Raw genomic sequence first — 24707 nt, 5'->3', positions numbered from 1 at the left:
CCACGAGACCGTGTAGACGCCCGGCGTCAGCGGATTGAGGCCTACCGACATGTGCTTCTTGTTCGACGCGTCGACTTCGGCCTTGCCACTCGTCACCGACTTGCCTTGCGCGTCGGTGACGGCAATCGAGCTGAACGCGGGCTCGAGCGCATCGTCGAAGTCGATCGCCACGTCCTTCTGCGAGGTCGGCACCGTATCGCCCGCCGAAGGCGCCTGATGGGTCGGGTAAGCGTGCGCGTGCGCGAGCTGGCAGGCGGTGATCATCAGCGCGGCAACGGCAGTGCGCGCGGTCGTATGCAGTTTCATGAGAGGCCTCATTTGGGGTTAGAACAGCGGTTTGCCGATCGAGCTCGGGAAGATGTCGTCGAGGAAGAAGTGGGCCTGCAACAAGATGCCCGTGTGTGTGCCGGTCAGGCGATTGACGGGAATCTGCGCCTCGACGCCGAACTGCCCCCAGCTATTGAGCCACAGCACGCCGGGGTTGATCGTCCCAGTCGTTTGACCCGCGCAGGCGCCCGCGGTGCACGTGGTCATCGGCGCTTCGATGACGAAGTACGCGCCGGCGAGCGGCTGCGGCAGTCCGAGATCCTTCACCTGGTGCTGCAGATAAGGAATGCTGTACTGCAACGTGAGCCCCCAGAAGAAGGAGTTCGGCCCCTGATCCGCCGACGTGGTCGTCACGTTCGGGCTGAGCTGGGCGGTGATCGCCATCGGCCGCAGGTAGGCGAGCGCGTCGGGCAGGTCGCCGAACCCCTTGCCGAAGTAGATGCTCGGGCTGATCGTGGAATACGAGTTCGCGATCGACTTGGCACCGGTGCCGCCGAGCTCGGAGTCGAGCCCGATCGATGCCATGAATTCGTGCGGCGCGTTGGCGTAGAACATGTACTTCGTGCCCACCGTCACGTTGTCCCAGCCTTTGGCGGAGCCGCCGTTCGGAGCGTTCTGGCTGACGTAATTACCCGAGACGCTGAACTGCCAGTTCTGCATGATCGTCTTGTCCCACTCGTACGACCACGTGTTCACGTTCATGTTGTCGCCGTTGTCGTCCGGGCTCTTGATGTGGCCGAACTGAGTGTCGAACTCGTCGCTGACGCCGGGATCGTCGACCGTCATCGTGGCGGGGAAGACGCGATCGCCAACCACGGCGTGCGCCGACGCCGCCGACGTACAGGTCATGCAGGCCAATGCGGCCGTTGCGAGGAGCGCGGCATGTGCGGACAACGCCGTCCGCTTGATGAGGGTACGCATGTTGATTTTCTCCAATTGTCGTTCGGTACCGTCGTGCGAAGGCACGACAAACGGCCGCTTGCATCAAGAGCAAAGCGGCAGTTTCAGTTTTTCAGGCTGTGGATTAAACGTCAGGAGAAAAAGGGGGGCGCCCGCGATTGCGCTACCGTATGCACGAGCGCAGCGCGAACCACAGCCGACACAACGGCGACCCGCATAGGCCCTGCCGAAAGCGGCAAGGCGAGCACCAGAGGACTGCCGGGCAATACCGGCACGTGCGCAATCAGACTGCAGTAAGGACAGGCTTGCCAGTGCCCCTTCGACGAATGCTGGGGTTGGCTGTCATGCGCCGCCGCTGTGATTGCGCCTTCGGCCGAGCAATACGTCGCGAGTGCGTCGCCGAGTCGGTGATGGGAAGCGAGCACCTGCGAAACGGTCGGCGCGAGCGAGAGCATCAGGATTGCAAGCAATCCGAGCAGGCTGCCGAGTCGTTGTAGGCGGACGCGGTACATGGCGCGCGTGGTGTGAATGTGACGAGAAGTGACCCGCAATTATGCCACGCAGCCCTTGCCACCACCCCTCGAAATCCAGCCCAGGCACAACAAACAACAGAAAGCAATACGAAAGCAATGCCGAGCCACACCCCACGGCGACGAGTCGACTTTTGGAAAATGCCGGGTTATAAGCACGTGGGGCCATGCCCAAACACGGACACAGCGGGAAGCCGGTGAGATGCCGGCGCGGTCGCGCCACTGTATCGGGGAGCCCTTGCCGGGCCTCATCCCCGGAGTCAGACCTCGCGGTGTCGTCATCCCACTTCTACACGGAACGCGCAATTTCCGGGAGATTCACAGTGCTTGATCACCTCACCCAGATTTTCAACGACTCGGATTCGCGGGTCCGCAGCAAACTGTTCGGCATCTATGGCGTGCTCATCGCCATCAACCTGTTCGCATGGGTCTGGGCGCTCGTTGCCTTTCACCAGTATCCGTTGCTGCTTGGGACCGCCATGCTTGCCTACGGCTTCGGCTTGCGTCACGCCGTCGACGCCGATCATATCGCCGCCATCGACAATGTCACGCGCAAGCTGATGCAGGAGAAGAAACGCCCCGTTGCCGTGGGCTTCTTCTTCTCGCTCGGTCACTCCACGGTGGTCGTGCTCGCATCGGTCGCGGTCGCCCTCGCGACCTCGGCGATCCAGGGCCGATTCGACAACTTCAAGGAAATCGGCGGACTGATCGGCACGCTCGTCTCCTCATTCTTTCTGTTCGCGCTCGCGCTCATGAACTTCCTGATCCTGCGCGGCATTTATCGCGCCTGGAAACATGTTCGCAGCGGCGGCGCCTACATCGACGACGACTTCGACATGCTGCTCGCCAATCGCGGCTTCATTGCGCGGCTCTTTCGCCCGCTCTTTCGTCTCGTGACGCGTAGCTGGCACATGTATCCGATCGGCTTTCTGTTCGGCCTCGGCTTCGATACGGCCACGGAAATCAGCCTGCTCGGCATCGCCGCGACGCAGGCGGCGAAGGGCCTCTCGGCCTGGTCCATCATGGTCTTTCCCGTGCTGTTCAGCGCGGGCATGTCGCTCGTCGACACCCTCGACGGCCACCTCATGCTGGGCGCCTATGGCTGGGCTTACCAAAGGCCTCTGCGCAAGATCTACTACAACATGACCATCACGCTCGTTTCGATTGTCGTCGCGGTCGTGATCGGCGGAATAGAAGCACTCGGCCTGCTCGCCGACAAGCTCGAACTGAAAGGCCCGGTATGGGACGCGATCGGCTCGCTCAATGACAACTTCGGTATGCTCGGCTACATCATCATCGGCATCTTCGTGTTCAGCTGGATTGCCTCGCTGGTGGTGTATCGCGTGAAGCGTCTGGACGAAGTGCAAACGAGCGCGCAGGCGTAAGAAACATGCTGCGACGGGGGCCGGAACCGGCCCCGGCCATCATTCCCTTACAATGTGGCGCTTGGCACCCCAACTCGAATGCGCCTATATTTTATGTCATATAGTGACCTTTCATCGGCCGCACGCCGCAAGACACGGAGTGGCCTATGACGTCCAAACCGCGCAAAGTGACGGGAAAGATGACGAGGGCCGACCTGCAGGAGCTTTCGGAGTTCCGCTATCGCCTTCGCCGTTTTCTGCGGCTTTCCGAGGAAATCGTCCATGCGGAGGGCATAACGCCCCTGCAATACATGCTGATGCTGCATACGCGGGCGTTTCCCGACCGGGACTGGGCTACCGTAGGCGAGATTGCCGAGCGTCTGCAGGCGTCCTCGCACGGGACCGTCGCGCTCGTCACGCGCTGCGAGGCTGCCGGGCTCGTGACCCGCGTGCCGAGCGCGGACGACCGCCGTCAGGTACAGGTTCACCTGACGCACGAAGGCGAACAGCTCCTGATGAGGCTCGCGGCGCTGCACAAGTCCGAGGTCCAGTCGTTTGGCTGGGCTTTCCGGGAGGAGAAGGCGTCAATCGGGTCATGAAGGGCCACCGCTCCCCATGGCTGGGGGGCACGACAGGCGGGGAGAATCCGGTGGCTCGTGGCTGCTCTCGGCACTAGCCAGGCACCGCCGCCGGCATCGGAGAGCGCATGACATGAGCGACTCAGACGAAACGCCTCGGCGCGATGCGCGGAGAACCGCCCGGCGGACCGTGCGGGTGGCGCCCGGACTCGCGGCGCCACCGCCCCTGCCCGATGAAGACGACCAGCCGGTGGGCCTTTATCGCCTGTGCTTCTACGCATTTCTCGTCGGCGTTGTCACGGGGCTCGGCGCGGTTGTGTTTCGCGGATTGATCGGCGGCGTGCATAACCTGTTCTTTCTGGGGCGCCTGTCGTTCTCGTATGACGCGAGCCAGTTCACGCCGCCGGCCCCGTGGGGCGCATTCGTGATCCTCGTGCCGGTAGCGGGCGGCCTCGTCGTCACCTGGCTCGTCAGCACGTTCGCACCGGAAGCAAAAGGACACGGCGTGCCGGAAGTCATGGACGCGATCTATTTCAGGCGCGGCATCATCCGGCCGGTCGTGGCCGTCGTGAAGTCCCTCGCCTCCGCGTTTGCCATCGGCACGGGCGCCGCGGTCGGTCGCGAAGGTCCGATCATCCAGATCGGCTCCGCGCTCGGCTCGACGCTCGGCCAGGCCATTCCAATGGCGGCGGGCCAGCGCATCACGCTAGTGGCGGCCGGCGCCGGGGCTGGCATCGCGGCGACCTTCAACACGCCGATCGGCGGCGTCCTGTTCGCGACCGAGCTGATGATGCCGGAGATCAGCGTCAACACGTTCCTGCCGGTGGCGCTCGCAACGGGCACGGCCACGTTCGTCGGCCGTCTCTTCTTTGGCGTGCAACCGGCGTTTCTCGTGCCCGCGCAACTGGGCGCATTGCCGAACCAGCCAGGCAGCGCGCTCACCATGATGCTCTACGCGGTGCTCGGCGCCCTCACCGGCGTCGCCGCCGCACTCCTGATTCGCGGACTGCACTGGGCCGAGGACGGCTTCGACCGCATTCACGGGCGCTACTGGCGTCATGCCATCGGGATGCTGCTGGTCGGTTTGCTGATGTACGGGCTCATGCGCCATGCGGGCCACTACTATGTTGAGGGCGTGGGCTATGCGACGATCCAGGCGACGCTCTACGGGCAACTGCAGGGCGGCCTCTTCCTGCTGGCGCTCGCGCTCGCCAAGATGTTCGCCACCTCGGTGAGCCTCGGCTCCGGTTCGTCCGGTGGGGTCTTTTCGCCTTCGCTCTTCATCGGCGCCACGCTCGGTGCGGCGCTGGCTTCGGCGTTCCAGTCCGTGCTGCCTGGCGTGCCCGTCAGCGTGCCCGCGTTCGCCATGGTCGGCATGGGCGCCATGGTGGGCGGCGGCACCGGCGCCGCCATGACGGCGGTGGCGATGATCTTCGAAATGACACGCGACTATGACATCGTGCTGCCCATGATCATCGCCGTGGCGTTCAGTCTCGGCGCGCGCCGCCTGCTCTCGCGCGAGAGCATTTACACACTCAAGCTCGCGCGGCGCGGCCACGTCATCCCGGACGCGCTGCACGCCAATCTCTTCCTCGTGCAGAGCGCCGCACAGGTCATGGAGACCGATGTCCTCGTACTCGACGCCGCCGTGCCGTTTCGCGACCTGCTTCGCTCGCCCGACGCTCCGCCATTTCGCCACATCGTCGTGACCCGCGAAGGCAAGATTCATGGCGTGCTGCGCATCAATACGGGATTGCGCCGCGCGGTCAGTCACGACGACCCTTCGGTGACGATCGGGCGGCTCGCGCAACGCAATTTCATCGTGGTCGGCGAGTCCGATGTCGCATTCGATGTCATCAGTCAGTTGCGCGCACAACGGGCGGTCATGGCCGTGGTCCTGACCAGCGAGCGGTCCGGGCCACGGAAAGTGCGAGGCGTCATCGCAAAGGAGCACATTGCAGACGCCGTCGCGAGCAGCATTCGCATCTTTCCTGGGCGCACGAGAAACGGTGCGCGTGGAACGGCGAGCGTCGATGACGGGCCACAACTCGAGCTGACTGCGCGCGAAACCGACAAGGAGGTACGGGATGAAGCTCAAAGCTGAGTGGAACGCGATCCGCACGCGGATCGGCACGGCATTGCATCCAGCACGGCCAGGCCATGCGACGCACGCGAGCGAGCCTTCGCAGGACAACCGCGAGTGGGTCGTCATCTATCGAACCGCGGACGGCTACTGCTGCATGTACATGGGGCAGCCCATCAATTTCGAGGACAGACTGGACGTCGACGCCTGGGCGGAAGACATGGACGTGCGTCCCTACTTCCTGGGCATGTGAAATCCGTCGCCCTGGCCACGGCCAACACCACCCGGACAATCCGGGTGCCTGCTCCGGGTGCCGACTCCAGGCACTTACTGGCGATAAACGAGGTCGGCACGCCGGTTCTGCGCCCACGATGCCTCGTCGTGCCCGAGAGCGGCTGGCTTCTCCTTGCCGAGGCTCACCGCTTCCAGCTGCGAGTCGGGCACACCGAGCGACTCCAGCTCGTGCAATACGGCCTCGGAGCGGCGCTGGCCGAGCGCGAGGTTGTACTCGTCCGTGCCGCGTTCGTCGGTGTTGCCCTGGATCAGCACGTGCTGGGCGGGATGGCTTCGCAGGTAATCGGCATGCGCACGCAACACCGGCGGAGAATCGTCCTTCATCGTGTAGCTGTCGAAGTCGAAGTACACACTGCGTTCGGCAAGCGGGCTGTTGGGATTGTTGAGCTCGTCGGCCGTCGAGGTCGCCTCGGTGACGGGTTGCGAAGTAGCCGCGTTCATGCTGGCCATGCCGGAAGACTCGGGGGCCTTCGTTTCCGAATGACATCCCGCGAGCAGGCCTGGCAGCACGATGGCAACGCATGGTCGACTCAGGCTCATGACCCACTCCTGTTCCTTGACGGACATCGCAGCAACGACGCCTCAATGGCACGAAGAGTCTATGCGACAACGATGCAAGGCACCACGGTATTTTCCCGCTTTGCCTGCTGCGTTGCTTCTGGCTCGGGGGCCACGCGCGAGATTTAAGTTTCGTTTAAGCGTTACCGCTTAAATTGTCGGGTACGTCACGTCATGACCAATCATTGCATTGTGCTTTCAACGGTGCAGGGCGAGGTTTCGTGGCAGTGTAGTGTCCTCAGCTTGATGGACGGAACGTCCAGAGCCAGCACCGGGTTGCACCGGCGGTGGCTTCCCCTGACCCAGCGCGAGCGCTGGGTTTTTTTTCGATTGCCCCATATGCGCGCACCTTTCACACTGTCCACCGCCTCTCTTCGCATGAACACACACGAGCCGCGCATGCCGCGCCTTTCTTGTGCTGGCTCGCAATCGCGTTCAAACTGAAGGCTCCGCCGCGCAATGCCCGACTTTTCCGCGCTCCAGCGCACAATGGTCAATGGGCTCGCATCATGCGGAAAACGAGAATCGACAAACAGGGGAAAGAGAACGTGCGCATTTTCGCGCTGATAGACCGCCGGGCATTGCAGCGTGCCAACCGCCTATGGCTCCACTACGGCGTTTTCTGGCTGGGCGCGATCGCCGTGGGCCTCGTCGCCGTGCTCTACGCGAAGCTGATCGATTTCGGCTACGGCCTGTTCCTGCGCTATGCGGCTGAGCGGTTCTGGCTGCCGCTCCTCGTGGCGCCCGCGACCGGCGCCGTGACGGTCTGGCTCACGCGGCGCTTCTTCAGCGGATCGGAAGGCAGCGGCATTCCGCAGGTCATCGCGATGCTGCATGGCCCGAACGAGCTTGGGCCGCGATTGCTCACGCTGCGAATCCTCGTGGGGAAAATTTTCATCTCGTTTCTGGCCATTCTCGGCGGATTCACGATTGGCCGCGAAGGCCCCACCATTCATGTCGGCGCCGCCGTCATGTTCAGCCTGAGGCGCTTCTATCCCAAGCGCTTTCTTACCATCAGGCCCGGTGTGCTGGAGCGCAGGCTCGCGCTCGCGGGTGCGGCCGCGGGGTTGTCCGCTGCGTTCAACGCGCCGCTCGCCGGGGTGGTATTCGCCATCGAAGAACTGATGCGCAGCTTCGAGCAGCGCACGAGCGGCGTTCTGATCACCGCCATTATCTTCGCGGGCGTCGTCTCCCTGGGAATCCAGGGAAACTATGTTTATTTCGGCACCATCGACATCGGCTCGGGACTGCCCCAATGGCTCAGCATCGCAGTCGTGCTGATCGGCGTGATTGCGGGCGCGCTGGGCGGGTGCTTTTGCTGGCTGCTGCTGAACACGCGCCGCTGGATGCCCAAGTCCCTGTTCGAACTGCGGGCGCGCCGCCCCGTGCTGTTCGGCGCCCTGTGCGGCCTCGTCATCGCGGTCGTCGGCGTGGTAGCACACGGCCATACGTTTGGCAGCGGCTACGCCGAAGCACGTAGCATGCTCGATGGCAGCGCCCATGTCAGCGCCGCGTATCCGCTGCTGAAAATGGTTTCGATGGTGGGATCGTACCTGCCGGGCGCGCCCGGCGGCCTGTTTGCGCCATCGCTCGCGATCGGGGCCGGCATCGGCAACACGGTGCACATGATCTTCTCGCAGATGCAACTCCCAATGCTGATCGCGCTCGGCATGGTCGGCTATCTCGCGGCCGTCACGCAAAGCCCGATCACCGCGTTCGTGATCGTCATCGAGATGATCAACGGGCATGCGCTCGTCATCTCGCTGATGGCCACGGCGCTGATTGCGAGCCGCGTCTCGCGTCTTTTTGCGCCGCCGCTATACGAGGCGCTTTCGGAGCGTTATCTGCGGGAGCCGTGAGGCAATTCGCGGCGACACGCTGAAACTGATATCGACAGGGCTCAAATGAAGATCGCCGACAAACTGGAGCAGCGCTTGCTGGGCATGGTACGCGCGCTGTGTCTCATCGCGCTCGTGGGCGCCGTGCTGGCGATGATTGCGCTCATGTTCGCGCTGGCCGTTCCGGGACGAGCAGGTGTGACGGTCGATCCGCCCGTCAGTGCCAGCGAGGTGCTCTCGTCGATACCGGGCTCGCAGGCGGCCAACGACGCTCTGTCGAGCGACGGCGCGAACGGCGGCTACGCCGCCGAAAATATTCCTCATGCAGCAGGGCTCTTGATCCCCGCCCCGCTTCGCGACGTATTGGATCAGGACAATGCGAGCCAGCCGCTGCTCGATGCATGGCTGACCAGTATCCCCCTGGCCGACCGGCAACGGTTTCTCGATGAGCTGACGCAAGTCGTCACGCGTGCCAGCCAGCACGCAGCAAGCTGGGAATGGGACAACCGCGAACGATATGTCGCCGCGGCAATGAATCAATATGCGCAGGTCAAGATAGAACGCATCGATGCTACCCAAAGCGCCATTGAGGCTGCGCACAGCAGAAGCGAACAGCTTGGATCTTCGCTGGGAACGCTGCTCGCGCTGGCAGGCTTCCTCGCCTTGCTGCTACTGCTGACAGCGATCGAACGTAATACGCGCAACAGCGCCCGCGAACGAAGCGTTTGACACAGCATCCTGCGTAGTGAGCCGGGGTGGCTGGAGTACGTCGCCCGGACCGGTGGCCATCGAAGATGGCGCCATGCATCGCGTGTATGATCGTCGCTCGTTCGCATAAAACAGGGTGTGAGGCACAACAATGAAAAACGAACGGATGCGATCTTCGAGACGCACGGCCGCCGCAATCGGGCTCGTCTTGACGCTCGGCGCGTGTGCTCCGGTTCAGCAAGCGCCAACCGCCGCTCAAGCCTACAGCGCGCAATCGCCGTTTCCTGGCACCGAATGGTCGCGCGCCGCGCCGGCCACCCAAGGCTTCTCGCAAGAGGGCATCGACCGGGCGGTTGCTTACGCCAGACGGCAGGGCTCGACTTCCGGCATGATTGTCCACAACGGACTGGTCCTGGCCGAATGGGGCGACGTGTCGAGAAAATCGAATCTCCACTCGGCACGCAAGAGCTTCATGAGCGCGCTCATCGGCATCGCGGTCGCACGCGGCCAGATCCATCTTGACGATACGTTGGCGCAGCTCGGCATCGACGACAACGAGCCATCCCTTTCGCCGACCGAGAAGCAGGCAACCGTGCGCATGCTGCTGGAAGCGCGCTCGGGTGTCTATCATCCGACGGTGTACGAAACGGCCGCGATGGAAGAGGCCAAGCCCGCGCGCTACAGCCACTCGCCGGGCACGTTCTGGTACTACAACAACTGGGACTTCAACACGCTCGGCGCGATCTACGGCAAGGCCACAGGCAAGGACTTCTTCGAGGCGCTCAAGTCGGAGATCGCGGACCCCATTGGCATGCAGGATTACCGGCCGTCGGATGGACACTATGTGTCCGGTGGCCTCGCCACGCGGTATCCCGCCTATCCGTTCAATATGAGTGCGCGCGATCTTGCCCGCTTCGCGTTGCTGTACCTCCACAATGGTCGCTGGCGCGATCAGCAGATCGTTCCTGCGCAATGGGTCGATGAATCGACTCGTTCGTACTCCCTAACACCAACCGGCGGTTACGGGTACATGTGGTGGACGAGCGTCCCCGCGAGCGATTCCCGCGGCGCCAAGGCCGCACTGCTGCTTCCCACCTACTGGGCGGACGGCCACCTCGGACAGTACGCGGTCGTCGTGCCGTCGCTCGACCTCGTCGTCGTGAGTCTGGTCGATTCACGGTTGACCTCGAAACACATGGGACAACTGAAGATGGAGGAGATGGTATGGCTGGTCGAATCCGCTGAAAACGCCACGGGAATAGGCTCCGAACCCGAGGAAAAGCCGCGAAGCTGAAGATATGCCCGGTGTGGAGTCGGCGTCTCGCTTGCGCTTGCGTACGGGCCAATCATTTGGCTAGCTAAGCAAATGCGAAACAGTTCTAAAGCGCGCGATCTTTGCGCTTTAGAATCGCATGTGCTTCCTGCATGCCGAACGCATTGGCCCACACGCCCGCAAGCACACTCGATGACCCGGCAATTCACTTTTGGTGAGCATTTTCCCGTTCTGCGGGATTTGTGCCACGCCAACGTCGCCTATACGTTGCCACTGGCTCCAGCAGTGAATCAGGCCATTGGGGCGTTTCTCGAATCGATCCCCCTCGCGCGCGGCAGATCGCGCTCGACAGTATGTTCGCCTGGATTGACGAGAACACGCGTTACGCTGCTGTGTCATGCGTACAATCGGCCACGGGTCAGCGGCCCGACCTGCGCGCTCTATCAGGAGTGTGTCGCGCCGTCGTCGATGCGATTCAGGGGCTCGGCATGCCCGGACTCGATCTGGCCAAAACCCCGATCGATGCGCTCGCAACAAGAACGCTCGCCGCTCGAACATCATGTGAAGTGAATCCCGTTCCCCCTCTGGAGTGCGATATGACAGAACAGAAGAAGCCCGACTGGCGCCTCGAAACGCTCGCCGTACACGGCGGCTACCGCCCCGACCCGACCACGCGCGCAGCCGCCGTGCCGATCTATCAGACGGTGGCCTATGCCTTCGACGATACCCAGCACGGTGCCGATCTCTTCGACCTCAAGGTGCCGGGCAACATCTACACGCGCATCATGAACCCCACCCAGGACGTGCTCGAGCAGCGCGTCGCGGCGCTCGAAGGCGGCGTGGCCGCTCTCGCGCTCGCCTCGGGGCAGGCGGCGGTCACCTACTCGATCCAGACCATCGCCGAAGCCGGCGACAACATCGTCTCGGCGAGCACGCTCTACGGCGGCACCTATAACCTGCTCGCGCACACGCTGCCGCTCTCGGGCATCACCACGCGCTTCGCGGACCCGCGCGAGCCCGAATCGTTCGAGCCGCTCATCGATGCGAACACCAAGGCGATCTTCGCCGAATCGGTCGGCAATCCGCTTGGCAATATCACCGACATTGCGCGCCTCGCGCAGATCGCGCATCGCCACGGCATTCCGCTCATCGTCGACAACACGGTGCCCTCGCCTTTCCTGCTGCGCCCGTTCGAGCACGGCGCCGACATCGTCGTGCATTCGCTCACGAAGTATCTGGGCGGTCACGGCACCAGCCTCGGCGGCGCAATCGTCGATTCCGGAAAATTTCCGTGGGGCGAGCACAAGGCACGCTACAAGCGGCTCAACGAGCCGGACGTGAGTTATCACGGCGTGGTCTATACCGAGGCATTCGGACCGGCCGCCTACATCGGCCGCGCGCGCGTCGTGCCGCTGCGCAACACCGGCGCGGCAATTTCGCCGTTCAACGCTTTCCAGATTCTCCAGGGGATCGAAACGCTCGCATTGCGTCTCGAGCGCATTACCGATAACGCGCTCAAGGTCGCACAGTTCCTCAAGGGCCACGCGCGCGTCGAATGGGTGAACTACGCGGGGCTGCCCGAGCATCCCGATCACGCGCTCGTACAGCGTTATCTCGGGGGGCGCGGGCCCGGTATTCTCACGTTCGGCGTGAAAGGCGGCCGCGCTGCGGGCGCGGCGTTTCAGGACGCGCTGCAACTCTTCACGCGGCTCGTCAACATCGGCGACGCGAAGTCGCTCGCCACGCATCCCGCCTCGACGACGCACCGCCAGCTTTCGCCCAGCGAGCTGCGCAAGGCGGGCGTAAGCGAAGAGACCGTGCGTCTGTCGATCGGCATCGAGCATATCGACGATCTGCTTGCAGACCTCGATCAGGCATTGGCTCGTACCTGCCCCCCTGCAGTATTGAGTGAAAGACCCATATGCGGTCGATGAGGAAAATGCAGTCGGCGCCGGCCAGACGATCGTGGACCAGTCAGGGGAAGATCCCCGCTGTCGTTCGGCTGCATCGACCGCAGCGTGCCGCCATGCCAATATGCCGGCGCGGCATATAAGCATCTAACTATATGTTGGTTGCATCGCCGCTGGAACGGATTACGGTGGGGGACCGTGTCCAAAGTGCGGACACATTCCCAGCATTTCGTAATGTATGCCACCTCAAGTCGATGCATTCTCCACCTGGCTGCTCGATGATCTCGAACTGAAGAGCACGCTCTTTCATGTAGGCCAGTATTGCGGCACCTGGCAAGCCTCGACGAGCGGACATCGCCGCGCGAGCTTCCATGTCGTTCTGCACGGGCAGTGCTGGCTTCATCTCCCCGCGCGCCCCGGACGAGCGGCGCGCAGCGTGGAACTCGGTGCCGGCGACGCTGTTTTCCTGCTCGCCGACGAACCCCATTGCCTCTCCCCCGACCCGTTACCGCCCGAGCGCGGGCGCGAAAGCGCGCGCGCGGGCACGATGATGCCGCTCGACACGAACGGTCGCGAAGCGTCCGGCAGCCTTGGCCTCGCGTGCGGATTCTTCGAGTTCAAATCGGGACTCGACGATCTGATGCTGGGCCTGCTGCCCGACCACGTGATTGCGCGTCACGATCAGCCCGCGCTGCATGGCGCGCGCCAGATCTTCGAACTGATTCGCGCCGAGGCGCTGCGCGATGCGAAAGCGCCCTCGCCACTCATCGCGCGCCTCACAGGGCTGCTCTTCGTCTACACGTTGCGAGCGCTCGATGGGAACGAAGACCTCGCGCCCTGTTTCTGGGCGCTGATGTGCCGGCCTGCGTTCGCGCCGCTCGTCGCCGCCATCGTCGCGGAACCCGGCAAGCGCTGGACCACGGCGAGCATGGCGGAATTCAGTCACATGTCACGCGCGAGATTCTGCAAGCTGTTTGCCGAACTCGCGGGGCAGCCGCCCGCACAATTCGTGACGCTCGTACGCATGAAGCTCGCGGCATCGATGTTGAGCACCGGCGTGAGCACGCCCGACGCCGCGGAGCAGGTCGGCTATCAGTCGGAATCGGCCTTCGCGCAGGCATTCAAACGGGTGACCGGAGTGCAGCCCGGCGCCTGGCGCCGTATTTCGGGCAAGAATGCCGAACTGGCCTCGCATGGCGTGCTCCATTGAACGTGAGGCAAGACAAATCCGCATGAATCGCAGACGGGCGCGCATTGCCGGCAGGTGGCGCGCCTCACCATAATCGACGCATCTTTTTTGATTCTGTGAGGAACCGTCATGAGCCGTCTGCCGCTGCATACCATCGAAAGTGCGCCTGAAGCGAGCCGCCCGTTTCTGGAGCGGTCGCAAGCGGCGAATGGCTTCCTGCCCAATCTCGTCGCTTCGCTTGCGAACGCCCCGACCGCGCTCGAAGCGTACCTGAGCGTTGGCGAAATCAACGCCCGCAGCGGACTCACGCTCGCCGAACGTGAAGCAGTGCAGATCACCGCCGCTGCGATCCACGGCTGCGGCTTTTGCGTCGCGGGCCATACCGCCGTGGCGCTCAAGAAGGCGCAACTGCCCGAGACTGTCGTCAATGCGCTGCGCGAAGGCCGCGCGAGTGGCGATGTGCGCATCGATGCCGTCGCTGCCTTTGCGCGCGAAGTGATCGCCACGCGTGGCGCCGTGTCCGACTCCGCCCTCGCCGCGTTTCGGGCCGCCGGCTTCGAACAGGCCAATGCGCTCGAAGTCGTGCTGGGCGTGAGCCTCGCGACGCTGTGCAACTTCGCGAACAATCTCGCGCAAAACGAGCTGAACCCCCAATTGGCCGCATACCGCTGGGAAGCGGGCGCGCGCGCGGCATGACGACCCCGCAGCCGCAGCCGTTGCCGCCGGACCTCGCGTCCTGGCTCGACGCGCACGCACAAGCGCTCGACACCGGTGCGGTGCACGCAAGCGAAGTCGTGCCGCGGCTCGCGCGAGCGGGGCTTTTCCGCATCGGCGTGGCGCGCGACTCTGGCGGCACGGGCGGCACGACCGTCAACGCCATCGAGGCAATCGCCGCCGTCGCCCGTCATTCGCTTGCCAGCGCGTTTGTGTTCTGGGGCCAGCGCACTTTCATCGAGTATCTGCTGCAGAGCGACAACGGCGCCTTGCGCGAGCGTTGCCTGCCGGCACTGCTTGCGGGCGAGCAAGCCGGCGCAAGCGGGCTCTCCAACGCCATGAAGTTTCTTTCGGCGCTCGAACCGCTCCAGATGCACGCGGCGCCGCTCGATGCCGGGGCCGCGCGTTTCAGGCTCGATGGCAACCTGCCGTGGATCACGAATCTGCGCCCTGAAGGCTTTGTGGTAGCGGCCGCCTTCGATCGCCCGGACAACGCGCCGCCCGCGATCTTCGCCGTGCCGCACGACGCGCCCGGCGTGAAGCGCAGCGACGACCTGGATCTGATCGCACTGCGCGGCAGCAACACGGCCGCGCTCACGCTTGCCGGCACGGAGATCGACGCCAGCTGGATGATCGCCGCCGATGCGCGTGCATTCCTCGCCCGCGCGCGGCCTGCGTTTCTCGGCCTGCAATGCGGGATGTCGATCGGGCTCGCGCGCCGCTCGCTCGATGCCGTGCAGACGAGCAGTCCCGCCGTGCGCGCCGCGCTCGCCAACGACGCCGCCGCGCTGCGTCACGAGCTGGATGCGCTGACCGCGCGCCTCTATGAAGGCGTGATGAACGGCGCCTTCGTGGCCCGGCCCGCTGCACAGTTCGAAGTGCGAATCGGCCTCGCGGATGTCGTCGCGGCGGCTGCGCAACTCGACGTCCAGGCGGCGGGCGGGCGCGGCTATCTGCGCTCGCACGACACCTGGCCTGCCGCCAACGACACCGCGCGGCGCAACCGCGAAGCCTCGTTCGTGCCGATCGTCACGCCAACGCTCGTGCAATTGAAGAACCAGCTCGCCGAATACCGGCGCAGCGAGGCCGCATGAGCGAGGTGGTTACCGCGCGCAACGGCGAGGCGTCCAGCCGATCGAACGCCTCGTCCGCGCCGCGCATCGAGTTGCGCGGCATCCGCATGGGTTGGCAGCAGCGTAGCGTGCTCGACGGCGTCGATCTCGCCGTGTGGCCGGGCGAACTGGTGTCGATTCTCGGCGCGAGCGGCGCGGGCAAGTCGACGCTGTTGCGCGTCGCCGCAGGGCTGATGGCCCCCGTTGCAGGCGAAGTCCGCGTGGATAGCACACCGCTCACTGGCGCGCGCCCGGATGTGGCGCTCGCGTTTCAGGACCCGTGCCTGCTGCCCTGGCTCTCGGTCGAGCGCAACGTCGCGTTTGGGCTCGAATTCCGCCGTCAACCCAGACTCGCACGCAGCGTGCGGCAGGCGCGCGTCGAAGCGGCGCTGCGAGCCGTGGGCCTCGCGCATGCGGCGCATTTCGCGCCGCGTGAGCTTTCCGGCGGCATGGCACAGCGCGCCGCGCTCGCACGCGCGCTGGCGCGTGAGCCGCGCACGCTACTGCTCGACGAGCCGTTCGGCGCGCTCGACGAGGTCACGCGCGCCGACATGCAGCGCCTGCTCGTGCAGGTGGTGCGCGACACGCAGGCCGCCACACTGCTCGTCACGCACGACATCGACGAGGCGTTGCTCGTTTCCGACCGCATCGTCGTACTCGGGCGCGGCGGCATCTCGCTCAATCTCAAGATCGACGTTCCCGCGCCACGCGAGAGGCAAGTGCAAGCGCTCGGCGCATTGCGCGTGGACCTCGTCACGGCACTGCACGAATCGATGGCGCGTACGCTCGCGCCACACTCATGAACCCCGCCCCAACCGACGAGGACAACCATCGCATGTGCCAGCTTCCCATGACCCGCCGCGAGTGGCTCAAGCTCGCCTCGCTATTTACCGTAGCGGGCGCGGCGCCGCTGCTCGGCGCGCTCAATGCGCGAGCGGCAGTCGAGCCGGACGCGCCGCTGCGCATCGGCTATCTGCCCATCACCGACGCCGCGCCGCTGCTGGTCGCCCACAACAACGGCTATTTCGCTCAGGCGGGCCTTCAGGTCGAAAAGCCGACGCTGCTGCGCAGCTGGGCACAGCTCGTTGAAGCGTTTCTTTCGGGGCAAGTCAACGTCGTCCACCTTCTTTCGCCCATGACGATCTGGGCGCGCTACGGCAGCCACGCCCCCGCGAAAGTGGTTGCATGGAACCACGTGAACGGCTCGGCGCTCACGGTCGCTCCCGAGATCGACAAGCTTGCCGACCTTGGCGGCAAGACGGTGGCCGTGCCCTTCTGGTACTCGATCCACAACGTCGTGCTTCAGGACATGCTTCGCGCGCAAGGACTCGTGCCGGTTCTCGCGAAAGACGGCACGCTCAGGGCAAACGAAGTGCGCCTTCTCGTGATGGCGCCCTCGGATATGCCGCCCGCGCTGGCCGCAAGGCAAATCGCCGGCTTCATCGTCGCGGAGCCGTTCAACGCGGCCGCGGAGGCGCTCAAGGTCGGCAAGATCCTGCGCTTCACCGGCGATGTGTGGAAAGATCACGCGTGCTGCGTCGTGTTCATGCATGAGCGGGACCTGAGCGAGCGGCCCGCATGGTCGCAGAAGGTTGTCGATGCGATCGTGCAGGCGCAGGTGTGGACGCGCGCCCATCCACAGGAAGCCGCGCAACTGCTCTCGAAGAGCGGCGCGAATCACTACACACCGCATGCAGCAGGCATCCTGCAAACCGTGCTGGCGCCCTCGCCCGCCGACGAAGCGCGCTATCTCGCCGATCGCGCGGTCATTCACGCAGACTGGCACGAAAAGCGGATCGACTTTCAGCCGTATCCGTATCCCGCCTATACGGAGGAGCTCGTGCGCCGTTTGAAGGCAACGCAAGTCGAAGGCGACGGCAAGTTTCTCAAGGCGCTCGACCCGGCGTTCGTGGCGCGCGATCTCGTGGACGACCGCTTCGTGAAGAAGAGCATTCAAAGCGCGGGCGGCATGAAGGTCTTCGGCTTGCCGGAATCGTACGCGCGCACGGAGAGCATCGTTGTCTAGCCTGCCCGCTCCAACCCGCTCGGCGCGCCGCGCGAGCGGCCGTGCAGGCACGCCCGGTGAGCCGGTGAGTGGCGCGCACTCGCGGCGCCGTCTCGCAAGCATGTCGCTGGGCGTTGCCGGCCTCGTGGCCATTCTCGTGCTGTGGTGGCTCGGCGTCGCGGCGCTCGCGCGCCATAACCCGCTCGCCGCGCAGTTCGGGCCCCTCGCCGCGGTGCAGACGCTCCCCGCGCTCGTCACCGAAGACCGCCTGCTCACGCACATCGCCGCGAGCCTGCGCCGCATTGGCGTGGGCCTTGCCTTCGCGTTGGCGATTGGGGTGCCGCTCGGCTTTCTGATCGGCCGCGTCAAGGTGCTCGAAACCGCCCTTTCGCCCGCGCTGCAGTTCCTGCGCATGATCTCGCCGCTCGCATGGATGCCGATCGCGGTGATGTCGCTCGGCGTGGGCGATCCGCCCGTGTATTTTCTGCTGGCCTTTGCGGCGGTGTGGCCGATCGTCATGGCCACCGCCACCGGTGTGCAGCAGATCGATGCACGCTGGGTGCAGCTCGGTGAAAGTCTCGCGGCGACGCGAGCCGAAATGCTGTGGCACATCTACGTGCCGGGCATTGCCGCCAACGTGCTGACCGGCGTGCGCGTTGCCATCGGCGTGCTGTGGATCGTGCTCGTGCCCGCCGAAATGCTGGGTGTCAGTTCGGGCCTCGGGTATCTGATTCTGGATACACGCGACCGGCTCGCCTATTCGGAGCTGATGGGCGTGGTGCTCGTGATCGGCGCGCTGGGCTTCTTGCTTGACACTGCGGCACGGCGTCTCTATCAGCGGTTCGGCATGCAGCAGTAATGACCCGGCCTGCGCGCACGATTTCAAGTTGATTCCGGCATGGGCTCAGGAGCTAATGTGTGACCCAACGCCGATTCCGACCGCGGAAATCGATGGAACGCGCTACATCTTCTTCGGAGCAAGCGGAACGTCAACGGTCAATTCGGCGGGCTGGCGGTTAAGTTAAGGCATCCTTATCGCTACGAGGGCACCTGGAAAATCCAGGCGCCGCTCGCCTGTCGAGCGGTCCACCCAGGGGCGAGGGCGGGCGTGGGCTGATTGTGGTGATATTGACCAGAGCGGTCACAAGCGCGGCGTCATAAATCTCGGCACGCCAGAAACGTCGAGGTGCTTTGCCAGAGCCGCGCCGACAACGAACATATATAAATAATGAAGCGGACTCAGAGCGAGGCTCAAGTCCCGCGCGAACCATCCGGCAACCAGCGAAGCAGCGACAACCATCGCGCTTGGAAAAATATTGCCTGTGCCAAAGATCCAGTACGCTCCGGCGCCTTCTACTGCGCAGAAGGCGGATTCAAAAGCTTGCTCAACGGCTTCAGCGGACCTATTGGCAGGAGCGAGAACGTCATTAAGCGCGCCTCCCCCAAGGGAAGTGCCTCAAGCATTTCATGCGCCTGATTGATGTCCGCAACGTTCAGGATGAACGCCACCCCAGCCCGGTCTTGTAGTGAATACCACTGGTCAATCTTGCCCTCGAGGTAGAGCTGCGCCGTCTCGCGAACTTCGGTCGGAAGAATGTGTTGGACAAGTTGCATGTCCGTGCCCGGCGCAAAGGTGCCAATTGCCAATATCTTCGTGGTTGGCGTGATTGGCATCGGTGAGGTTTGTGACATGGAAACTCCAGTTGAAGCAACTAGCACAAAGGCTGTCGTCAAATTAGGAAGAAGGCGCTTCATCCAACATCCAGCACCGACATGTCGGCGGAGACTTCGGCCAGTTGCGCGAGATCGGCGGTGGGAACAAGCCCCTGCGTATGAAAGTGGTCGAGGGAGCCCGGTTGCTGTGGTGTGAGCGGCTGATTCTCTGGTCCAAGGACCATGAGTGCGATCTTCAGCCGCTCGGCCAGGCCGCTCGCGCGCTGGTGTTCGCGTAAGCCATCGAGTGCACCAGTCATTACGAAATCCTCACAGCTTCGATCGATAGATCGTTCGTTACTCCAACTCTTCAATACAAGGAGGCTCGAGCGAAGCCACACCAGATGCCGTATTCAGCGCTGCGGCTTCCGATCCCGTCAGATAGCAGTCGCGGAAGCGCTCATCGACGCATTCCCGCATCCGTTTCGAAAACAGCAGCGCTGCATCGAGCGGACGATGATTGATGACCACGGAATCCGTCTCGCCCTGTTCGTTCAGATGCGCGACGACCACCGTCTCGATCGCCACGCCCTGGATCTGCGACCGATAGGATTCCATATACAAGCCGTTGCCGATCTCGCCTTTGTAGCTGTGATGCTGGAATTCGTAGAGCGCGACCGCGTGCTTGATCACGGAGAGAATATCGGCTCGTCCCTCGATCGGACGCTTCAGGACAGTGGCTTCGAGCGTCGCGTTTTCAGCGAGCCTCGCCAGCCAGAGCGGCGGACCGCCTGCGGGCGCCAGCACAGGGGCTGTGTCGTTGAATTTCATGGTGGGCGCTCCCGTTACGGTTTGCTCGTCACGCCGGCGCTAGCGGCATCGAGCGCTGCTTCCAGGGTGATGCGCGCCTTTTCGAGGCGGCGTCGCGCGAGGCGTTCAACGCCCACGCTTCGCTCAGACTCGCCCGCCAGCAGCGCATGAATATCGGGCAGCATCCAGATCGCGCCGCGTGTTCCCCAAGCGCCATCCGGAATCTCGGTCGGAAAGACCCAGACGCGCGGTGCGACATCATCGAACGGCCGGTTCTCCGCGCGCGCCACCGCTTCCGTGACGTTTCTGACGAGCGAGCGCAGCGATTCGTCGGTGTATTGCCCTTCGGGGGCAGACGGAATGATCCGGTAGCGTATCGTGCTCGTGCGTTCGCCGCCGATGTAGATCGCAGCAGGCCGATGAAGATGGAATACGGTGACACGCTGCGCGATCGGATTGGCGGGATCGTACCCTTCCGCCTTGATGAGGATGTCGGTCAGTTCCTTGACGAGGCGTGCTTCGGCCTCGGGCGTCAAGGCGTCTTCGGGCCACAGTGCATCGATCATTGGCATGGTGCTGCTCCTGCTTTCAGGTCATTGGATGCCGCCATGATCGGGGTTTACTCGTGCAGCTGAAAGTGGCAGCATCGCCATTATTCAGGGAATTTCAGACACGCTATGGCCATCGTCCGCATTTGGGTCTATGACGGAATCCTCGCGTCCGGCGTCGCGGGCGCTGTTGACGTCTTCAGCGCGGCCAATCAGTTCCATGCGCGCAAGGCCGCACCGGGCACGACATCCGCGCCCGTGTTTGCATGGCGCGTGGAATCTCTCGACGGGCAATCCGTCACGGCTGCGTCGGGCCAGACCATTCACGTCGACGGCAAGATCGACCCGCGCAAACGGGCGGACGCCGTTCTGCTGACGGCACCGTTTCTCTCGAACATCGACGAGTTCATCGGGCACCGCGAGCAGTTGAACGCGCTGTCTTCCGCACTGCGGCGTCAACACAAGGCAGGTGCCGTGCTGGCGGCCTATTGCACGGCCAACTACCTGCTTGCCGAGGCGGGCCTGCTGGATGGCCGCGCCGCAACGACGCACTGGGCGAGAGCCGCGGACTTCGCGCGCCGCTATCCGCGTGTCGAAGTTCGCGCACAGGAACTGCTGATCGCGCAAGACGGCATCATCTCGGGCGGTTCCGTGACGTCGTATCTGAATCTCGCAGTGCGCCTCGTGGAAACTTTCGCTGGCGAAGAACTCGCCACGATGACAGCGAAGGCGCTGTTGATCGACATGAACCGGACTTCGCAGGCTTCCTTTGCAACGCTTCTCGACGAACATGGACATACCGACACGCTCGTCGCGCGCGCCCAGCAGCAAATGGAGGCTACGTTGCAGCAGGGATTCCGGTTGAGCGATCTCGCGGCGTCGCTTGCGGTCAGCGAACGCACGCTCAATCGCCGTTTCAAGGAAGCCGTCGGGCTCGCGCCGTTGACGTATCTGCAGAATCTGCGCATCGAGGTCGCGAAACGATTGCTGGAAACGCGGCCAATTGGGCTTGAGGCGGTGAGTCAGCGGGTCGGCTATGGCGATATCAGCACATTCCGGCAATTGTTCAAGCGCAAAACCGGGTTGTCGCCGAGTGAATATCAAATGCGCTTCTCGCGTGCCGCGGCGGACAATATAGAGGCCAGCCCGAGCCGCAACGGCGGCTGAGGCCTCGCGAGATCACCTCACCGCAGCCCTCGTCATTTCCCTCCCGCTTTCCCCGCACTGCCAATTTGTATCTCAACGTATCTACGGCAGCCACGGATACGCACGCTTACACACAACCGACTTTCGGACACGAGCGGGATACGTTCATCCGCTCAAATACGCCCATCGCGAGCGAACCACCGCACCGCAAAAACTGGGCGTACAGAGGTAGTGCATATGCAACACGAGTCGAACGGAACCGTTGAACTGGACCGCACTGCGGATGAACCGCTGAGCAGCCAGATCGCGCGCAATTGCCTCGTGACGCGCGCCCGGCAGATCTCCCGCGTCTTGACTTCCCTCTACGACGACGCGTTGCGTCCGTTCGGCATCGAGGCGCAGCAGTTCTCATTGCTGGCGCTGATCGCGGAGTTCGGGCCCATTAGCCGGTCGGATCTGGGCCGACGCAATCATCACGAGCGTTCGACACTGACAAGAAACCTGCAGCCGCTGATCGCGCAGGGCTGGGTTGCCGAGGGCAGCCGGGCAAGCGATGGCCGAAGCCGCCCTCTTTCGCTCACGCACGAAGGCCGGGCGCTACTCGAAGATGCTGCGAGCGCATGGTCGGCTGCACAGAGCCACGCGACGAGGCTCCTCGGCGAAGGCGGCGCCCATGAGCTCATGAATATCGCGCGCAAATTGCCGCTGCGCAGGCTCTGAAGTTTTACGGTCGATGTTGCATATGCAAGATCGACCTACGCCTCGTACCCCTCCCTCTTCATCAAGGAGTTTTTCATGAAAGTCGTCAAAGCCGCCGCCGTCCAGTTCAGCCCGGTGCTCTATAGCCGTGAAGCAACCGTCGCCAAGGTCGTGCAGAAGATCCACGAACTCGGCCAGAAAGGCGTGCAATTCGCCACCTTCCCCGAAACGGTCGTGCCTTATTACCCTTACTTTGCGGCCGTCCAGACAGGCATCGAGCTTCTTTCGGGCACCGAACATCTGCGCCTGCTCGAACACGCCGTGACTGTGCCGTCCGCTGCTACCGAGGCGATCGGCGAGGCCGCGCGAGAGGCCGGCATGGTCGTGTCTATTGGCGTCAATGAACGCGATGGCGGCACGCTGTACAACACGCAATTGCTCTTCGATGCCGACGGTACGCTGATCCAGCGCCGCCGCAAGATCACGCCGACGCATTTCGAGCGCATGATCTGGGGCCAGGGAGATGGCTCGGGCTTGCGTGCAGTCGATAGCGCAGTCGGCCGCATTGGCCAGCTCGCATGCTTCGAGCACAACAACCCGCTCGCCCGCTACGCGATGATCGCGGACGGCGAGCAGATCCATTCGGCGATGTACCCGGGTTCCGCGTTTGGCGAGGGCTTTGCCCAGCGCATGGAAATCAACATCCGCCAGCATGCGCTCGAATCCGGCGCGTTCGTCGTCAACGCAACGGCCTGGCTGGATGCCGACCAGCAGGCGCAAATCATGAAAGATACCGGTTGTGGTATCGGCCCGATCTCGGGCGGCTGCTTCACCACGATCGTCGCTCCTGACGGCATGCTGATGGCCGAACCGCTTCGCTCGGGTGAAGGCGAAGTGATCGTCGATCTCGACTTCACGCAAATCGACCGCCGCAAGATGCTGATGGACTCGGCCGGCCACTACAACCGCCCCGAGTTGCTAAGTCTGATGATCGACCGTACGCCGACCGCGCATGTTCACGAACGCGCTTCGCACCCGATGAACGTCAACGACCAGGGTTCCGACGAACTGCGCACCCAGGCTACATGACCTGCGAACTTCGAATTGCCCCTTTATCGAAGGAGCAGGAGAAAACTACCAGGCGCCGAGGTCCTGGACCGAAAAGGCCTATCACAACCTGATTTACTTCAACAAACCCGAAACAGGCGGGCTGTCATTTGCAGAAGGCGAATGCACGAAATGTCAGAAGTGCCTTGCACATAGGGTTAAGCCTCACTGGCAACTCAGCTTGAGTGATCGATTGCCTACCAGACTTCGGCAGCGGCTGTTCCTTGGTGATAGCGCAACTGCCATTCGCCACCGACCATGACCCAAATTGACGAGCGCAATGTATGACGTGTTAGGAGCCCGCCCTGCTGCCTCAGAGCTGAGCGGTAGGTCAGAAGGGCGACACCCGGTCCCAAGTCGGTTGCTATGTACGAGTCCGCAGTTATTGCGGTAGTGCTTCCATCTGCCTCATCCAACAAGGCCGCCACTATGGCTTCTCGGTCGTACAAGCAGCCAGACCTTCCCACCTCTTCAAAGTCTGGATGAAGCAGATTGCGAATGCGCGCGCCATTCCTGCGTACCGTTGGCTGATGCAGTTCAGCTTCCAAGCTTGATAGTTTTTGAACTAGAGATTCAGACATCGATCAATTCCCTTCGGGATTGAGACAATAATTTTGAACCATCGGGCCTCAACTCACCGCGAGGCGAGATATGCCGGTACAAGGTCTGCCGTGTAACACCAAGCTCTTCGCATAGATCACTGACCTTGGTTTCCGGTTGCCCCATCGCCGCAATCGCCAGCCGCAGCTTGGCGGCGGTCATTTTGAACGGCCGCCCGCCTTTCCTGCCGCGTGCCCTTGCCGAGGCTAACCCCGCCACGGTACGCTCGGCGATCAGTTCGCGCTCGAACTCGGCCAACGCAGCGAAGATGCCAAAGACCAGCTTGCCAGCGGCGGTCGTGGTGTCAATGGCTGCACCGTGTCCGGTCAGCACCTTGAGGCCGATGCCGCGCCCAGTCAGATCGTGGACGGTGTTGATGAGGTGACGCAGGTCGCGCCCGAGCCGATCCAGTTTCCACACAATGACACGGGCACTTCGCAGCATGGGAAGAGCCGATGATCTTCGCGAACGAAGTGCGCGCGGGGGTAAGGCCCTTGCGCGCCTGAAGTGCGAAGCGCTCCGACGCGCATGCGTGGGAGCGCTCCTCGATGCAATCGTGCGAGTCGGGCCCATGCAATGATGTTCGCATGAATGCGCCGTTCGTTCGGCCCCGGGTCCCCCCGAGGGCCGGTTCGTACCTGCGGTATCGCGGAGACTGAAGCAATCGACTGGAATTGCGGCGATGGCCCAAGCCGCGCAGTGCCAGGATCATGACTGATCGCATCGAGCGGCGCCTTCACTGGCGCGCATGGTGCAGCGCG

The 24707-nt window shown here is 63.5% G+C and carries 26 protein-coding genes, 1 pseudogene and 1 riboswitch; of the genes and pseudogenes, 17 read left to right on the top strand and 10 right to left on the bottom strand.

What is annotated here, in order from left to right; genetic code table 11:
* From VMJ11_RS07545 to VMJ11_RS34425, 3 genes are all read right to left on the bottom strand, one after another.
* Positions 1–306 (bottom strand): copper resistance CopC family protein (locus VMJ11_RS07545; protein ID WP_325618499.1); only part of this gene is annotated, 306 nt, incomplete at its 3' end.
* An 18-nt stretch (positions 307–324) separates the two neighbouring features.
* Positions 325–1248, bottom strand: coding sequence for a hypothetical protein (locus VMJ11_RS07540; protein WP_325618497.1), 924 nt, complete (start codon positions 1246–1248; stop codon positions 325–327).
* Positions 1249–1358: 110 nt separating this feature from the next.
* Positions 1359–1739, bottom strand: coding sequence for a DUF2946 family protein (locus tag VMJ11_RS34425; RefSeq protein ID WP_414694326.1), 381 nt, complete (start codon positions 1737–1739; stop codon positions 1359–1361).
* A gap of 161 nt (positions 1740–1900) precedes the next feature.
* A riboswitch (cobalamin riboswitch) is annotated at positions 1901–2041 on the top strand.
* A gap of 39 nt (positions 2042–2080) precedes the next feature.
* Here VMJ11_RS34425 and VMJ11_RS07535 point away from each other — a divergent pair.
* From VMJ11_RS07535 to VMJ11_RS07520, 4 genes are all read left to right on the top strand, one after another.
* Positions 2081–3142: a HoxN/HupN/NixA family nickel/cobalt transporter gene (locus VMJ11_RS07535; RefSeq protein ID WP_325618495.1), complete on the top strand. Its 1062-nt coding sequence runs from the start codon at positions 2081–2083 to the stop codon at positions 3140–3142.
* Between the two features lie 146 nt (positions 3143–3288).
* The gene (locus tag VMJ11_RS07530; RefSeq protein WP_325618493.1) at positions 3289–3720 is read left to right on the top strand and encodes a MarR family winged helix-turn-helix transcriptional regulator; all 432 of its coding nucleotides are present in this window, start codon (positions 3289–3291) and stop codon (positions 3718–3720) included.
* A 112-nt stretch (positions 3721–3832) separates the two neighbouring features.
* On the top strand, positions 3833–5803 hold the full coding sequence (locus VMJ11_RS07525; protein ID WP_325618490.1) for a chloride channel protein: 1971 nt from the start codon (positions 3833–3835) through the stop codon (positions 5801–5803).
* Positions 5787–6035, top strand: coding sequence for a hypothetical protein (locus VMJ11_RS07520; protein WP_325618488.1), 249 nt, complete (start codon positions 5787–5789; stop codon positions 6033–6035). The genes VMJ11_RS07525 and VMJ11_RS07520 overlap by 17 nt, the downstream gene beginning before the upstream one ends.
* Positions 6036–6109: 74 nt before the next feature.
* Here VMJ11_RS07520 and pal read toward each other — a convergent pair whose 3' ends face one another.
* Positions 6110–6616 carry a peptidoglycan-associated lipoprotein Pal gene (gene pal / locus VMJ11_RS07515; protein WP_325618486.1) on the bottom strand — a complete coding sequence of 169 codons (507 nt, stop codon included), beginning with the start codon at positions 6614–6616 and terminating at the stop codon, positions 6110–6112.
* A gap of 527 nt (positions 6617–7143) precedes the next feature.
* Between pal and VMJ11_RS07510 the strand changes: the two genes are divergently transcribed.
* The 10 genes from VMJ11_RS07510 to VMJ11_RS07465 all read left to right on the top strand — a co-directional run bounded on the left by VMJ11_RS07510 (position 7144) and on the right by VMJ11_RS07465 (position 18242).
* Complete coding sequence (locus tag VMJ11_RS07510) at positions 7144–8493, top strand: chloride channel protein (RefSeq protein ID WP_325618484.1); 1350 nt, start codon at positions 7144–7146, stop codon at positions 8491–8493.
* A gap of 45 nt (positions 8494–8538) precedes the next feature.
* Positions 8539–9201, top strand: a complete 663-nt coding sequence (locus tag VMJ11_RS07505) for a hypothetical protein (protein ID WP_325618482.1) — start codon at positions 8539–8541, stop codon at positions 9199–9201.
* A gap of 145 nt (positions 9202–9346) precedes the next feature.
* Complete coding sequence (locus tag VMJ11_RS07500) at positions 9347–10474, top strand: serine hydrolase (RefSeq protein ID WP_325618480.1); 1128 nt, start codon at positions 9347–9349, stop codon at positions 10472–10474.
* A 575-nt stretch (positions 10475–11049) separates the two neighbouring features.
* A complete protein-coding gene (locus VMJ11_RS07495; protein WP_325618478.1) occupies positions 11050–12387 on the top strand; it encodes an O-acetylhomoserine aminocarboxypropyltransferase/cysteine synthase family protein in 1338 nt (445 codons plus the stop codon).
* A gap of 214 nt (positions 12388–12601) precedes the next feature.
* Positions 12602–13573, top strand: a complete 972-nt coding sequence (locus VMJ11_RS07490; protein ID WP_325618476.1) for an AraC family transcriptional regulator — start codon at positions 12602–12604, stop codon at positions 13571–13573.
* 108 nt (positions 13574–13681) lie between these two features.
* Positions 13682–14248 carry a carboxymuconolactone decarboxylase family protein gene (locus VMJ11_RS07485; protein ID WP_325618474.1) on the top strand — a complete coding sequence of 189 codons (567 nt, stop codon included), beginning with the start codon at positions 13682–13684 and terminating at the stop codon, positions 14246–14248.
* The gene (locus tag VMJ11_RS07480) at positions 14245–15360 is read left to right on the top strand and encodes an acyl-CoA dehydrogenase family protein (RefSeq protein ID WP_325618472.1); all 1116 of its coding nucleotides are present in this window, start codon (positions 14245–14247) and stop codon (positions 15358–15360) included. Before VMJ11_RS07485 ends, VMJ11_RS07480 begins: the two co-directional genes overlap by 4 nt.
* Positions 15361–15446: 86 nt before the next feature.
* Positions 15447–16181 (top strand): ABC transporter ATP-binding protein, encoded by a 735-nt coding sequence (locus VMJ11_RS07475; protein ID WP_414694327.1) that lies wholly within the window; start codon positions 15447–15449, stop codon positions 16179–16181.
* A 32-nt stretch (positions 16182–16213) separates the two neighbouring features.
* The gene (locus VMJ11_RS07470; protein WP_325618505.1) at positions 16214–17404 is read left to right on the top strand and encodes an ABC transporter substrate-binding protein; all 1191 of its coding nucleotides are present in this window, start codon (positions 16214–16216) and stop codon (positions 17402–17404) included.
* Positions 17397–18242 carry an ABC transporter permease gene (locus VMJ11_RS07465; protein WP_414694325.1) on the top strand — a complete coding sequence of 282 codons (846 nt, stop codon included), beginning with the start codon at positions 17397–17399 and terminating at the stop codon, positions 18240–18242. The genes VMJ11_RS07470 and VMJ11_RS07465 overlap by 8 nt, the downstream gene beginning before the upstream one ends.
* Before the next feature lie 494 nt (positions 18243–18736).
* On the opposite strand, the gene VMJ11_RS07460 is transcribed toward VMJ11_RS07465, so the two are convergent.
* From VMJ11_RS07460 to VMJ11_RS07445, 4 genes are read right to left on the bottom strand one after another with little or no spacing between them, the layout of a single operon-like run.
* The gene (locus VMJ11_RS07460) at positions 18737–19138 is read right to left on the bottom strand and encodes a hypothetical protein (RefSeq protein WP_325618468.1); all 402 of its coding nucleotides are present in this window, start codon (positions 19136–19138) and stop codon (positions 18737–18739) included.
* Positions 19135–19356: a hypothetical protein gene (locus tag VMJ11_RS07455; RefSeq protein ID WP_325618466.1), complete on the bottom strand. Its 222-nt coding sequence runs from the start codon at positions 19354–19356 to the stop codon at positions 19135–19137. The genes VMJ11_RS07460 and VMJ11_RS07455 overlap by 4 nt, the downstream gene beginning before the upstream one ends.
* Positions 19357–19393: 37 nt before the next feature.
* Positions 19394–19867, bottom strand: a complete 474-nt coding sequence (locus VMJ11_RS07450; RefSeq protein ID WP_325618464.1) for a hypothetical protein — start codon at positions 19865–19867, stop codon at positions 19394–19396.
* A 14-nt stretch (positions 19868–19881) separates the two neighbouring features.
* A complete protein-coding gene (locus VMJ11_RS07445; protein ID WP_325618462.1) occupies positions 19882–20418 on the bottom strand; it encodes a Tautomerase enzyme in 537 nt (178 codons plus the stop codon).
* 105 nt (positions 20419–20523) lie between these two features.
* Between VMJ11_RS07445 and VMJ11_RS07440 the strand changes: the two genes are divergently transcribed.
* The 3 genes from VMJ11_RS07440 to VMJ11_RS07430 all read left to right on the top strand — a co-directional run bounded on the left by VMJ11_RS07440 (position 20524) and on the right by VMJ11_RS07430 (position 23328).
* Entirely contained in the window at positions 20524–21561 is a 1038-nt protein-coding gene (locus VMJ11_RS07440; RefSeq protein ID WP_325618460.1) for a GlxA family transcriptional regulator, read from the top strand.
* Between the two features lie 216 nt (positions 21562–21777).
* The gene (locus tag VMJ11_RS07435) at positions 21778–22260 is read left to right on the top strand and encodes a MarR family winged helix-turn-helix transcriptional regulator (protein WP_325618458.1); all 483 of its coding nucleotides are present in this window, start codon (positions 21778–21780) and stop codon (positions 22258–22260) included.
* Positions 22261–22335: 75 nt separating this feature from the next.
* Positions 22336–23328 carry a carbon-nitrogen hydrolase family protein gene (locus VMJ11_RS07430; protein ID WP_325618456.1) on the top strand — a complete coding sequence of 331 codons (993 nt, stop codon included), beginning with the start codon at positions 22336–22338 and terminating at the stop codon, positions 23326–23328.
* Positions 23329–23543: 215 nt separating this feature from the next.
* On the opposite strand, the gene VMJ11_RS34420 is transcribed toward VMJ11_RS07430, so the two are convergent.
* Entirely contained in the window at positions 23544–23927 is a 384-nt protein-coding gene (locus VMJ11_RS34420; RefSeq protein ID WP_414694324.1) for a DUF4440 domain-containing protein, read from the bottom strand.
* Positions 23920–24369, bottom strand: a pseudogene (locus VMJ11_RS07425) (recombinase family protein); the annotation flags it as partial. The pseudogene VMJ11_RS07425 and the gene VMJ11_RS34420, both read right to left, overlap by 8 nt.
* Positions 24370–24707: the final 338 nt, after the last annotated feature.

The organism is Paraburkholderia sp. (genome assembly GCF_035501035.1).
Classification (GTDB): domain Bacteria; phylum Pseudomonadota; class Gammaproteobacteria; order Burkholderiales; family Burkholderiaceae; genus Paraburkholderia.
The sequence above is the reverse complement of the archived record's forward strand: the minus strand, read 5'-3'. Positions and strand labels throughout refer to the sequence as shown.

Coding starts and splice junctions, on each gene's coding strand:
- VMJ11_RS34425 (WP_414694326.1), bottom strand. CDS start 1,739: ATGTACCGCGTCCGCCTACAACGACTCGGCAGCCTGCTCGGATTGCTT.
- VMJ11_RS07430 (WP_325618456.1), top strand. CDS start 22,336: ATGAAAGTCGTCAAAGCCGCCGCCGTCCAGTTCAGCCCGGTGCTCTAT.
- VMJ11_RS07500 (WP_325618480.1), top strand. CDS start 9,347: ATGCGATCTTCGAGACGCACGGCCGCCGCAATCGGGCTCGTCTTGACG.
- VMJ11_RS07495 (WP_325618478.1), top strand. CDS start 11,050: ATGACAGAACAGAAGAAGCCCGACTGGCGCCTCGAAACGCTCGCCGTA.
- VMJ11_RS07460 (WP_325618468.1), bottom strand. CDS start 19,138: ATGAAGCGCCTTCTTCCTAATTTGACGACAGCCTTTGTGCTAGTTGCT.
- VMJ11_RS07480 (WP_325618472.1), top strand. CDS start 14,245: ATGACGACCCCGCAGCCGCAGCCGTTGCCGCCGGACCTCGCGTCCTGG.
- VMJ11_RS07505 (WP_325618482.1), top strand. CDS start 8,539: ATGAAGATCGCCGACAAACTGGAGCAGCGCTTGCTGGGCATGGTACGC.
- pal (WP_325618486.1), bottom strand. CDS start 6,616: ATGAGCCTGAGTCGACCATGCGTTGCCATCGTGCTGCCAGGCCTGCTC.
- VMJ11_RS07435 (WP_325618458.1), top strand. CDS start 21,778: ATGCAACACGAGTCGAACGGAACCGTTGAACTGGACCGCACTGCGGAT.
- VMJ11_RS07470 (WP_325618505.1), top strand. CDS start 16,214: ATGTGCCAGCTTCCCATGACCCGCCGCGAGTGGCTCAAGCTCGCCTCG.
- VMJ11_RS07485 (WP_325618474.1), top strand. CDS start 13,682: ATGAGCCGTCTGCCGCTGCATACCATCGAAAGTGCGCCTGAAGCGAGC.
- VMJ11_RS07455 (WP_325618466.1), bottom strand. CDS start 19,356: ATGACTGGTGCACTCGATGGCTTACGCGAACACCAGCGCGCGAGCGGC.
- VMJ11_RS07440 (WP_325618460.1), top strand. CDS start 20,524: ATGGCCATCGTCCGCATTTGGGTCTATGACGGAATCCTCGCGTCCGGC.
- VMJ11_RS07450 (WP_325618464.1), bottom strand. CDS start 19,867: ATGAAATTCAACGACACAGCCCCTGTGCTGGCGCCCGCAGGCGGTCCG.
- VMJ11_RS07510 (WP_325618484.1), top strand. CDS start 7,144: ATGCGGAAAACGAGAATCGACAAACAGGGGAAAGAGAACGTGCGCATT.
- VMJ11_RS07490 (WP_325618476.1), top strand. CDS start 12,602: ATGCCACCTCAAGTCGATGCATTCTCCACCTGGCTGCTCGATGATCTC.
- VMJ11_RS07520 (WP_325618488.1), top strand. CDS start 5,787: ATGAAGCTCAAAGCTGAGTGGAACGCGATCCGCACGCGGATCGGCACG.
- VMJ11_RS07475 (WP_414694327.1), top strand. CDS start 15,447: ATGGGTTGGCAGCAGCGTAGCGTGCTCGACGGCGTCGATCTCGCCGTG.
- VMJ11_RS07530 (WP_325618493.1), top strand. CDS start 3,289: ATGACGTCCAAACCGCGCAAAGTGACGGGAAAGATGACGAGGGCCGAC.
- VMJ11_RS34420 (WP_414694324.1), bottom strand. CDS start 23,927: ATGTCTGAATCTCTAGTTCAAAAACTATCAAGCTTGGAAGCTGAACTG.
- VMJ11_RS07445 (WP_325618462.1), bottom strand. CDS start 20,418: ATGCCAATGATCGATGCACTGTGGCCCGAAGACGCCTTGACGCCCGAG.
- VMJ11_RS07540 (WP_325618497.1), bottom strand. CDS start 1,248: ATGCGTACCCTCATCAAGCGGACGGCGTTGTCCGCACATGCCGCGCTC.
- VMJ11_RS07525 (WP_325618490.1), top strand. CDS start 3,833: ATGAGCGACTCAGACGAAACGCCTCGGCGCGATGCGCGGAGAACCGCC.